Here is an 11,703-nt window from a genome sequence, read left to right as displayed (position 1 = left end):
CCGGGATATTTAGGTTAGTTCAAAAATTATTGTTTTGCTGCCTGCCGCTCTTTAATCCGTTTTTGCCACTCTTCACCCTCCTTTTTCATATCGTAGCCCTGTGCGGATAGGTAATTATTAATGCGGCCCTTAAACTTCCCAAACCAGGCATGTTTTTTCTCTGCCGATTCGGCATCTATGGCATTCTCCCTGGCTTCAAGCAGCCATCCTTTAATTTTGTCTTTTTGCTCCCCGGTAAGGGTAGGTATTTCATCCTGGTAAGCGGTATAAGTGATTGGATAAATGCGGTAGGTCATGCCGTCTTTTATTTTATCAACCTCATCAGCGCTTAATTCCTTATTCAGCTTATTGATATATGAAGTATGTAAAACCTTAACCTGCTTAGCCACATTACTATCTACAAGGGCGATTTTGGCATTGGCACCTGCTTTATCATCGGGCATCTGGGTTTTAATATCATTTACTTTCGCTTTACGCGCATCATAAATGGTGTTCAAATCACTGTACTGGGCAACTACAATATCACGCACTTTCTTAAATTTTACCGAGTCGGTGATGCCTGCTCCTGTAACAATTTTGTTTGAACGTTCGGTTATAACTTTTATGTAGTTGTTATCTGCAGGTGCTTGCGCTAAAGCCGCGCTGCCCGCAACTGATAATAACAATATCACTATGTATTTAAAGTGCTTCATTGTTGTTTCAATTGGTTAAATTCTTTACAGTTTTTATAAAAGCCCTTAAAAAAAGTATATAGTATCCTGCCGTTTTTTACGCAATTAATTGTTCATATCACAATTAATCAACTGTTAAAATCCTGTCAGTTCTAAAAGCCTGATAAAAAGTATAATTAATTTTATTGGTTTATATTTCCTGGTATCCTACAGCCTGATTTACAAGTTGCTTTAACAAATATCAATGGTTAGCCTTTGCCTTTCCTATTTGTATTTATCTATTTATTATACAATCTTACCATAACCCGCTTTTCGTGTTAGGCTAATTTTTTGTCAAAAGAAAATTACATTCGTGCAAATTGGGTTTGATTAAAAATTACTACTTTTAAAATATAAACCAGCGCGACGCATACTTATTTGTCCGCTCACCTGCTAATCTTTATTGATTTTTACAAAATGAAGCCCCATTTTCTCAAGGTTGCGGTTAAACCGCAAAATTCATTCAGTATCAGGCATGATATTTTGCCCACCTTCCGGGGTATCTGGCACTACCATCCCGAGCTTGAATTACATTACGTAATAAAGGGCGAAGGGGTTAGGTTTATTGGTGATAATATCAGCAATTTTTCGCCAGGCGAAATCACATTGCTGGGAGAGGCCCTACCACACTGCTGGCGCTGCAAGGATGAATATTTTTTGCCCGAATCTGGATTGAATGTTGAGGTGATCGTGATCCATTTTTTGCCCGACTGCCTTGGCCGTTATTTGTTAAATTTACCCGAAGCGTTCATGCTGCCCAAGCTTTTTGAGAAGGCCAAAAGTGGTATGGTAATTAAGGGCGAAGCAAGAACCGAACTGGCCAAACTGATGCGGCAGGCAGCGGAAGCCACCAACCTCGACAGGATCATTATCCTGCTATCGATACTTAAAGTGCTGGCCGAAAACGAGGACTTTGAACCGATAACATTATCGCACAGCGACTTCCACCAATCAAACGAATCGGATACTATCCGCCTCAATAAAGTATGCTCCTATACATTGGCCAACTATAAACAGGAGATCAGCCTGGAAAAAATAGCAGCTATTGGCAACCTAAGTGTTACCTCCTTTTGCCGGTATTTTAAACTGATGACCAAGAAAACGTATTTTGATTTTTTAACCGAGATCAGGATCAGTCATGCCTGCCGTTTTTTGATTGAGGACAAATTACCCACCGAGGTTTTGTGCTTTGAATGCGGTTATAACAATATCTCAAACTTTTACCGACACTTTAAACGGGTTACCGGCATGACCCCGCTTGAGTATAAACGCCGTTATATTAAAGGACAAAAGCAGGCGATATCTGCTTGATTTTGTTAAGTCTCAAGTCCTTAGTCGAAAGTCTTGAGTCAAATCATGACTTCTTACTTAGAACTTAAGGCTTTCGACTTAAGACTAATCAATACCTATCTCACTTTGCAACATAGTATAACTACTATACAGATCCTCGATCTTATTGCGGATAGCTGGCGAAAAGTAGCCAACATCGCGCCGGGTGGTGGTAGATATTTTCAAACCGCGTTTGGTAAGATAATATTTAGCAATAACAGGATAAACATTATGCATCACATCCATATTTTCGGTTAAAAATTCCTGTACCATGGCAACCTCATGCTGGCGCGATGCATCTGCATAATGATTGCATAACCAAACAATAAGCTCAGGGAAGAAATTCCCCTGAATACATGACAATCCCGCCGAACCTGCTTTAAGTGATTCAACCGCGTGAACCATGTAAGCATCATACAAACCAAAAGCTGAGTTAATTTTACTTGCCTCCAATTTCTGTTTTACCACGTCAATTTTAAGGCAGGTATCTTTATGATATATTACCCTGCCTGTTGCTGCAAAATGATGAAGCTGTTCTGCCGATAATAATCTTTTGTATGGAACCGGGCATTCGTAAAATCCTAAAGGAATCTTTTCTGTTTGATCAAAAAGATCAAAAACGCGATCATTAAGTGCAGTATCCGGCTCATTTGCATCGGCCAGTAAACTGGTAATGGCAATTACCGCTGAAGTGCCGGTATCATACACCCTCTTTATGAAATCAGCTTGTTTTTCAACCGGGCCACCAAAGGTACCGGTAGCTACAACGGGAACAGCGCCGTCAACAGTTTCAACCACGTGTTTGATAATTGCTAACCGCTCCTCACCGCTCAGTTCAAACATTTCGCTCGAGAGGCAATTGGCAAACACACCGGCCGCACCCGCGCGCAGGTACATTTCGGTTAAGCGGGTAAGTGCTGCATAATCAATAGCACCGTTATCTTTAAAAGGCGTTAACATTACCGGGATAAAACCCTTTTTTGATTGTTCCATTCGTGATGATTATTAAACTGTTAACTGCCTTGTTTTGGTTAAAAAAATTCCTGTTAAAAAAATAGCCAATGTGCCGGCCACAATGATCATATTGGTATTCAATGTGCTGCGAAGGGCTGCATATTGCTCGGGGATAAGGGTGGGAAAAGTAAGCCAGAGGATTACCAAAACACCTATGATACTGGCAATGATAGCCTCATGGTTACGGGTTTGCCTGCTGATAATGCCCAGCAAAAACAGACCGAGCATGCCAGCAGCAAAAATACCCGAAAGCTGCCACCACAAATCGAGGATGCTTTTTACCCCTATCATGGCTATCCCGGCTGCCATGCCTGCAAAGCCAAAGAGTACGGTACCGATGTGCAGGGCGTTCAATGTATTTTTATCATTGAGTTGCGGCTTCAAGTAGCGTTTATAAATGTCGATGGTAAAAACGGTAGCTGATGAGTTCATGCCCGAACTGATGGTGCTCATGGCAGCTGATAAAATAGCAGCTACAATAATACCAACCAATCCTGCCGGGATTTTGGTAACCATAAAATGCGGCATGATCTTATCACCGTAATCGGCAGGGGTTAATTTGTTCATAAATACCGAAACATCTGTTGCCGAAGCCGTTGCAGGCAGGCGCTCGATAGCTACCTGGTGCTTAAGGCTTAAGATCAGATCGGGATGCTGACTATAGTAAGCATATAAGCATGAACCTATTACAAAAAACAGGAAAGATGCCGGCACGTAAATACCAACGCAAAGCCATACCGATTTGGCGGCCTGTTTGGTAGATGTAGCCGCATGATAACGCTGGATATAATTTTGATCCATCCCAAAATTATTTAGATTGATGAAGAAACCATAGAACAGGATCACCCAAAAAGTTGGTTCGGTAAGGTTCAATGAAAAACTGCCCAGGCTGAATTTGTGATCAGCTTTACCAATTTCTACGATCTTATCAAAGCCGCCGGGGATGCTGTTTACCACCAAATAAATGATCAGCAGGGCTCCTAAAGTTTTGATGATAGCCTGCACAACTTCTGTCCAGATCACAGCTTTGATCCCTCCTGATACTGTGTACAGGATAATAGAGATTCCCATTACCACCATAATGGTCTTCATAGACAGACCGGTAAGCGCCTGCAGACTTAACGCTATACCAAAAAATACAGATCCCATGCGGGCTATCTGCGTAAGCAAAAAACAAATAACCGCATAAACCCTGGCCCATGGACCAAAGCGTTTTTCGAAATGTGTATAGGCTGAAATATTGCCGGTATTACGATAAAATGGTATAAAATATTTTACGGCTATCCAGGCCGCTATTGGCATAGATAAGCTAAACACAAAAGCGTTCCAGTTGCCCCCGTAGGCTTTGCCGGGTACACCTAAAAAGGTGTTACTGCTTAAAAAAGTAGCATAAATTGATAAGCCGATAGCCCAGCCCGGTATTAAACCAGACGCAACAGTGAACTGCTCGGCATTTTTATTTTTACGCGAAAAATAAAAACCAACCAGCACCATAGCTATAAGGTAAATACCTATAATGGTAAAATCTAACACGGGCAACACTTTCATGCGTTAATCGGGTAGTACAGTAAAAATTAGTATTGTGGTTTAAAATTGTATAACAAATTTAACGTCCTGCAGTTAACCTTTACTGTAATATTTTCGCCTGCTATTGTAGGATATTAGCACCAACAAATAAATATACAAACAAAAAACGCCGCCGCTTGGCTCCGGCCGAGTGGCAACTATTCTCCGGCCTCCGGCCGGTATACACCACACTTGTTTACGGCGGCCAGAGGCCGCTTGATAGCTGCCACTCGGCCGGAGCCAAGCGGCGGCTGGAATTTTTTTTACTTTTTTTAAAGAATAAAATAATCAGACCTATTGTTATGGGGATAAGGGAAATGAAATATGTGTCTAAACCGATCCTTCCAGATTCACCTTCAATTTCCGGGTCATTCAGCATTCTTAAAAAGATAAAGAAAAGAACTCCTATAATTATAAAAACTACACCTGAAACTATTTTTAAGGACTTCATATTCACTCTTTATTTTTGTAATTGTAATTTAAAAGCGATACGGTTACTTTCAATAATTAAGTGAGCCGGTTTCAGCCCATCAGCAGTAGCTTCAATGGTAATTTCCCCGGGGACAGCTTTAGATTGAATAATAGCCAATCCTAAACCGTTAAACAAATGGTGGTGATCAGATACAAAAGGTTCCAGATCTGTTTGTGAGCCATTATCCACACCTTTTAGTATTCCCTGCCCGGTTACTTTAAATTTCACCAATTGATTAGCATCGGGCACCGGAACGTTGTTTTTATCCAAAACAGATACGGTAATGTACGAAAGATCTTTACCGTCGGCTTTGATTTTATCGCGATCTGCTTTTAGCTGTATTTTGTAAGGCTCACCTGCTGTGACTACTTGCGTAGTCATAACTACTTTACCATTATGGCGCGATACGGCTTTCAATACCCCTGGCTCATATTTAACGTGCCACATTACATGCAGATCATCGCCGGTTTTCTTCCTTATACCAATCGACTTGCCATTCAAAAATGCTTCTACCTCATCGGCGTTATTGTAATAAGCCCAAACATCAATCATCTGTCCCGGCTTCCAGTTCCAGTGTGGTAACAGGTGCAGAACCGGTTTATTTGTCCACTCGCTTTGGTACATGTAATAAACATCTTTGGGGAAACCGGCCAGATCAACAATCCCAAAATATGAACTGCGGGCGGGCCATGGGTATGGAGTTGGTTCGCCGATGTAATCAAAGCCCGTCCACACGAAAAGTCCAGAAAGGAAATCATGCTTTTTAATGATCTTCCAGGTCTCTTCGTGCGTTGAGCCCCAATAGGCCGAAACATTATCATACGATGATACGGTGAAGTCGGCGTTACCATCCTTCAACGGGGTTTTACCGTCCTTTGGCCAGCGCCTGATACTATCCGACGGCATATCATAATGCCCCCGGGTTGCCAGGGCCGACATATTTTCTGTACCGATAAAATTTTGACAGGGGTAGTTTTTCTGAAAATCGGCATATACTTCCTGGTGATAATTTAAACCAACCAGGTCAAGCGCACCCGACTGATAGATGAAATTCTTTTTAGGATCGGCTTCGCTCAATGCTGATGTAACCGGCCTGGTATTATCCAGTTGCTTTACAATTTTAACCAGCTCACGACCAATACTTACACCCGTACTGTCAAATTGCTCCCTGATTTCGTTGCCAATGCTCCAGGCAAAAATGGACGGATGGTTACGATCGCGTAAAACCTGGTCTTGCAGGTCTTTCACATGCCATTTATCCCAATCTTCGTGGTAATCATGCTTGCTTTTTTCTTCTTCCACATATCAAAAGCCTCATCCATCACCAGGAAACCCATTTTATCACATAGGTCGAGTAATTCCGGCGCGGGAGGATTATGCGATGTACGGATAGCATTGCAACCCATGTCTTTCAAGATCTGTAATTGACGTTCGATAGCGCGAGTATTAACAGCCGTACCCAAAGCTCCCTGATCATGGTGCAGGCATACACCAAGAATTTTCATCGGCTCACCATTTAAGCTGAAACCTTTATCTGCGTCGAAATTAAAATACCTGATACCCGTAGTGGCGATGCAATCATCAATAACCTGATCACCAGCCATCAACTGCAGTTTTACTTTGTACAGGTAAGGGTGTTTCACTGACCATAGTTGAGGATTCCGAATGTTTATATTCTGCTGAATTGCAGTATCGGTTATTGACGTTGTTACAGCCCCAACAACCTTACCTTTTTCGTCCAGAACTGAAGCTTTGAGCTTAAACTTTGAGTCAATCGAACCCGGCAAAACCGTGCGAATATTGATCTCCGTTTTTTGATGATCAACCTGCGGCGTAGTTATAAATGATGACCATTGCGGCAGATGCGTTTTATTAACGGTTGTTAGCCACACATTACGGTAAATACCCGAACCTGTATACCAGCGTGAGTTGGGCTGGTCGCTGTTATCAACCCTCACAGCTATCACATTTTGTTGTGCGCCGGATTTGAGGTAAGGCGTTAAATCATACCTAAACGAGATATAGCCGTTAGGCCTCTTGCCTAAATAATGGCCGTTTATCCAAACTTCGCTGTTATGAAAAACGCCGTCAAAATCAATGAGAATAGTTTTTGTTTTTGATGATGCAGGGATCAAAAAGCTTTTACGATACCAGCCAATGCCGGCTGGCAATCCGCCTTCAGCCTGTGTAGTAGGGTTTTTACTGTCGAATTTACCTTCAATGCTCCAGTCATGCGGCAAATCAAGCTTTCGCCAGCGACTATCATCATATTTTACATTGTTCGCCGTCGAATCGTCACCTAAAAAAAACATCCAGTTGGAGTTAAAGCTTTCCGTTTTGCGTACGCTTTGCGCAGATACAAAACCGACCACGAAAAATATTAAACACAGTGTATATAGATAACGGAACCTCATTTCGTTTTGCTTTTCTTAACAGGAGGAGCAACAAAGTTCAGCTCGCTTTTACCCAGATCTTTTGAAACAGCTACTGCTATACCACGCTGATCGGCTTTATTTACGGCACAATAAAAGTGATAAACCACGCCTTTATATTTTACCACACACGATTTATGGGCAAACATGTTATCATAAGGTTCGGACGATTGAATGAGCTTCTCCCCTGTCCAATCAGTCCAGTGCACCAGGTCGTACGAGCAGGCAAAGCGGTTAAACACGCCTGAGTCGCCGGTTTTCCAGAAAGCGCCGAAATAAAACATGACATATACATTTCCTATTTGCTGAATGTACGGGTCGCCGGTAATGCCGTCACCGTGATTCAATACCGGGTCTTTGCCAAAACGTTTCCAGTGCAGCATATCATCAGACACAGCCATGCCAATGCGCTCGGCACCACGTTTTTTATTAACGCTGTCGCCATTGGCGTTGTAGTACATAATGAACGGGTGACCGGTTAGCTTCTTTTTATCCCAGATCACGGTTTGTTTGTATTGCGTGTGGTTATCCCACCAGCTTACATCTTTATCAATACTTGACAATACCGGATGATCTAATCCCTGCCATTCATGTACCGTACCCGGATCTGTATCGGTAGAAGCCACACTTATGGATAGCAAACCTTTCTCATAGCCTTTGCTTTGCCCGCCGAAGTACGATAACCAATATTTGCCATTATACTGCTGCAATTTGTATGATCCACCCCATTTATAATCCTGCAAACCGACATAACCGGCTTTTTGGTTATTGTCCCATTTGGTAGTATCGTCCGAAAATGAAAGGATGCGGCCCCGTGTTTTCCAGTGCAGCAGGTCTTTACTATCGGCCAGCCAGGTTTCGTATCCGCGACCGTTAAAAATAATATAGCTCATACACCAGCTGTCACCCTGGCGAAAAACCGTAGGGCAATCAGCCTTCTGGCTATTATCTTCCGGAGCTATCACCAAGCCATATTTGTAAGGCGTTTTAACCTGCTCGTAAATATCTTTCATCACCTTCTCGGGTACTTCCTGGGCATGTGCCCTAAGTAGTAACAAAGTACAGATAAGGAGTGCAGATGATTTAAAAATGTGTTTCATTTTTGTTTTAATATTATTTGGCGATGAATGTATAGTTGCCTGAGCCAGCCTTGATCTCTGCCTTCCCATCGTGATAACCTACAAATTTGATATCATGACGGGTTTTGATATTTTGCCCGTCGACCATTATAGTCGCATTATTTTTTTCGGGCAGAAAGATACTTGCAGTAGTATTTGCCGGGATACTTACCTCCAGTTTAAACTGCCCCCGCCCCTTCTCCCAACTGCTTGAAATATTGCCATAAGGCGATTTATAATTAGCCTTAGCCCAGGTTACATTGCCCACAGTTTCGGGCCTGATCTCGATTTTATTAAATGCGATGGCATCATCTGCCGGACGGATCCCGGCCAGACCACTGTAAAACCACTCCATCAGGTGCCCCAACATAAAGTGGTTATTGGATACCGAAGTTAATGCTGCCCACGATTCGGTTAAGGCAGTGGCACCATGGGCCAACTGATAACCATAGCCCGGTACATCGGCACGGCTGTTCATATCATAGATCACATCCGAAAGGCCTTCATCATCCAAAACCCTTAACAGGTAGCGATAACCGATGTCCCCTGCGGTAAGGGCATTCCCTCTGCCGCGGATATCTTTTACGATATTATTCACTACAGCTGCTTTATATTGTGGCTCAACCAATCCGGCATAAACAGACATGGCATTAGCGGCCTGGCTGCCGGTGCCATATTGTTTGGTTTCGGCATTAAAAAACTTTTGATTATAAGCCTGTTTAACTTCGGCAGCGAGCCTTTTGTATGATGCGGCATCATCACTTTTACCAAGCAGCGTAGCTATTTTGCCCGCTATATCAAGATCATAATAGTAAAGCGAAGTAGCCGTAATGCCCTGCGGCGTTAACTGCGAAACGCCGGGAGGATTTGGACCAAGATCATACCAATCGCCCAAACCCTGATACAGCAAATGATTTTTTGATTTTTTATCGAGATAGGCCAGGTAGCGCTTGATCATTTCATAGTTTTGAGCAAGCACCTCCTTATCACCATACCACTGGTATACATACCACGGCAAAATAATGGCGTTGCTCCCCCATTCAGGCGAATCGCGAAAAGGCTCATCAAACTTTACATATTCGGGTGAGATCTCAGGGATTAACCCATCCTCGGTTTGGGAGATACGCATATCGTTGATACACTTACGTGCCAGACCTACGATGTCATAATTGTAATGCAGGGAACTGCCAACCAGATGTGCTTCCTCCAACCAGCCAAGTTTTTCGCGGTGAGGGCAATCGGTAAATACGCTGGCCATATTACTTTTCATGGCCCAGTCAATCAGTTTAAACGTTTTGTTAAACAGCTCATTTGAACAGGCGAAATTGCCCACGGTTTCGGCACTGTTACGGGTGTGCAATCCTTTAATCTCTACAATTACAGGCAACCGGTGAGGGTTGGTTTCACCTTGACTTACAGCACCCTGTACCTGTAAATACCTGAAACCGTAATAAGTAAACAAGGGGTGCCAGGTTTCAACAACGTTGCCCTTCAACACATAATCGTAATAATGTGGACTGCCGGAAGCTTTCTGGTTAGCGCTCCCATCTTCATTCACCAATTCGGCGGGGATAATACGCACGGTATCTCCTTTTTTACCTTGCACAGTAATTTGCGGGATTCCTGAAAAGTTCTGGCCCAAATCATAGATCCATGCACCATTAGCAAGTTGCTTTTTATTTTGAGGCTTCAACGCCTGCATAATTTTCAAAGGCTCGGCCATTTGCGCGTTCAATTCGGGTATGCCATCTACTTTAACAACATTTCGCCATTTTAAGTCGTCAAAATTGTTTGTATTCCAACCCGATTGCTCAAAGTTGGCGTTATAATCCTCGCCACCATAAATGCTGCTGAAAGTAACCGGCGAAGGTGCCGTTTTCCATGAGCCATCACTAACAACATTTTCTACCTTGCCGTTATCATATTCCAGCATCAAACGGCAAATCATTTTAGGATAACCAAAGGCACCGGTGAGCTTGCGATAACGTTTATCCCGCGGAATGTAATAAAATCCATTGCCAAGCATTACGCCAATAGTATTTTTTCCCGAAAGAAGTTGACTGGTTACATCAAAAGGCACATATAGTGCCTGCTTATCATATTTTGTCCACCCGGGATCAAGGAAATGATCGCTAACTTTTTTACCATTCAGGCTTAGCTCAAAATGACCTAACCCGCATATATAAAGCGTGGCTTTTTTAAGCTTGCCATCAACATTAAAATTCTTGCGTATTAAAGGCAAAACATCATTGGCTGCACCCAGCTTTTTAGGCCCTTTACCATGATAAAAGGGAACAATGACCGATGAATCATGTAATTTATCATAAGCTATCCAATCGGCACCATGCCAGTCTTTTTTGTAAGCAGGCCCATTTGCCAGCTGGCAGTATTACTCCATGCCGATGCTTTGCCATGGTTGTCCCAAACCATTACCTTCCAGTAATATGTTTTTGCGGCTTGCATAGGCTTACCATTACATGAAACCTGCAGCGATGCACCGGATGATACCTTTCCCGAATCCCATATATCGGCAATATTACTTTTGAGTTTAGCAGCGTCACCGGCAACCAAAACCCGGTAAGCGGTTTGCAGGGTGCTGTGGGCATCGCTTTGCATTTGCCAGCTCAGCTTTGGCTTAAGCGATTCGATACCCAACGGATTGGTTTTGTACTCGCATTGCAGGTTTAACACCTTCAGGCTTTGCGCAAAAAGGCCGAGGGGCAGTAACAAAAACAACAGGCTGATCCTTTTTTTCATGTTAATAATTTATTGCATTTCGATACCCGAAACAGCCAAACCATCAGCTTTTATGCCCGTGATTACCAGCTTATAATTCCCCGCGTTGATACTTGTGCCCGTATTGGTTGCAACCGTGCCCGATTTATTTTTGGCAACCGGTTTAAAACCCAGTTCTTCCTCCTTCATCACCGTACCATCGGCGGCCAGTAATTGCATTTTTGCCGTAAAAGTTTGATTGCTCTGATTATAATATTTTATGCGCAAGGCATACAGATCGGCAACACCCGGCGTTAACGCGAATGCCACACTGCCGCCCGCACCGC

11 protein-coding genes are annotated in these 11,703 nt (G+C 43.0%); 1 reads left to right on the top strand and 10 read right to left on the bottom strand.

Features of this window, described 5'->3' with window-relative positions:
• Nucleotides 1-26: 26 nt before the first annotated feature.
• A complete protein-coding gene (locus ACQ86K_RS06110; RefSeq protein ID WP_431200001.1) occupies nucleotides 27-692 on the bottom strand; it encodes a DUF3826 domain-containing protein in 666 nt (221 codons plus the stop codon).
• A gap of 435 nt (nucleotides 693-1,127) precedes the next feature.
• Here ACQ86K_RS06110 and ACQ86K_RS06105 point away from each other — a divergent pair, with 435 nt between their 5' ends.
• On the top strand, nucleotides 1,128-2,021 hold the full coding sequence (locus ACQ86K_RS06105) for an AraC family transcriptional regulator (RefSeq protein ID WP_090531643.1): 894 nt from the start codon (nucleotides 1,128-1,130) through the stop codon (nucleotides 2,019-2,021).
• Between the two features lie 84 nt (nucleotides 2,022-2,105).
• Here ACQ86K_RS06105 and ACQ86K_RS06100 read toward each other — a convergent pair whose 3' ends face one another.
• The 9 genes from ACQ86K_RS06100 to ACQ86K_RS06060 all read right to left on the bottom strand — a co-directional run bounded on the left by ACQ86K_RS06100 (nucleotide 2,106) and on the right by ACQ86K_RS06060 (nucleotide 11,686).
• Nucleotides 2,106-3,032 (bottom strand): dihydrodipicolinate synthase family protein, encoded by a 927-nt coding sequence (locus ACQ86K_RS06100; protein WP_431200000.1) that lies wholly within the window; start codon nucleotides 3,030-3,032, stop codon nucleotides 2,106-2,108.
• 12 nt (nucleotides 3,033-3,044) lie between these two features.
• Complete coding sequence (locus tag ACQ86K_RS06095; RefSeq protein ID WP_431199999.1) at nucleotides 3,045-4,601, bottom strand: sodium:solute symporter; 1,557 nt, start codon at nucleotides 4,599-4,601, stop codon at nucleotides 3,045-3,047.
• 214 nt (nucleotides 4,602-4,815) lie between these two features.
• On the bottom strand, nucleotides 4,816-5,070 hold the full coding sequence (locus ACQ86K_RS06090) for a hypothetical protein (protein WP_431199998.1): 255 nt from the start codon (nucleotides 5,068-5,070) through the stop codon (nucleotides 4,816-4,818).
• Between the two features lie 9 nt (nucleotides 5,071-5,079).
• Nucleotides 5,080-6,393, bottom strand: coding sequence for a DUF4982 domain-containing protein (locus ACQ86K_RS06085; RefSeq protein WP_431199997.1), 1,314 nt, complete (start codon nucleotides 6,391-6,393; stop codon nucleotides 5,080-5,082).
• The gene (locus ACQ86K_RS06080; protein ID WP_431199996.1) at nucleotides 6,336-7,505 is read right to left on the bottom strand and encodes a sugar-binding domain-containing protein; all 1,170 of its coding nucleotides are present in this window, start codon (nucleotides 7,503-7,505) and stop codon (nucleotides 6,336-6,338) included. The genes ACQ86K_RS06085 and ACQ86K_RS06080 overlap by 58 nt, the downstream gene beginning before the upstream one ends.
• Complete coding sequence (locus ACQ86K_RS06075) at nucleotides 7,502-8,623, bottom strand: glycosylase (RefSeq protein ID WP_431199995.1); 1,122 nt, start codon at nucleotides 8,621-8,623, stop codon at nucleotides 7,502-7,504. The genes ACQ86K_RS06080 and ACQ86K_RS06075 overlap by 4 nt, the downstream gene beginning before the upstream one ends.
• Before the next feature lie 13 nt (nucleotides 8,624-8,636).
• The gene (locus ACQ86K_RS06070) at nucleotides 8,637-10,883 is read right to left on the bottom strand and encodes a family 78 glycoside hydrolase catalytic domain (protein WP_431199994.1); all 2,247 of its coding nucleotides are present in this window, start codon (nucleotides 10,881-10,883) and stop codon (nucleotides 8,637-8,639) included.
• Between the two features lie 86 nt (nucleotides 10,884-10,969).
• Nucleotides 10,970-11,398 (bottom strand): hypothetical protein, encoded by a 429-nt coding sequence (locus ACQ86K_RS06065; RefSeq protein WP_431199993.1) that lies wholly within the window; start codon nucleotides 11,396-11,398, stop codon nucleotides 10,970-10,972.
• Nucleotides 11,399-11,407: 9 nt separating this feature from the next.
• Nucleotides 11,408-11,686 carry a hypothetical protein gene (locus tag ACQ86K_RS06060; RefSeq protein WP_431199992.1) on the bottom strand — a complete coding sequence of 93 codons (279 nt, stop codon included), beginning with the start codon at nucleotides 11,684-11,686 and terminating at the stop codon, nucleotides 11,408-11,410.
• Nucleotides 11,687-11,703 lie beyond the last annotated feature (17 nt).

The sequence above is a fragment of the Mucilaginibacter sp. P19 genome (genome assembly GCF_050632265.1).
GTDB classification, from domain to species: Bacteria; Bacteroidota; Bacteroidia; order Sphingobacteriales; family Sphingobacteriaceae; genus Mucilaginibacter; species Mucilaginibacter gossypii.
The sequence above is the reverse complement of the archived record's forward strand: the minus strand, read 5'-3'. Positions and strand labels throughout refer to the sequence as shown.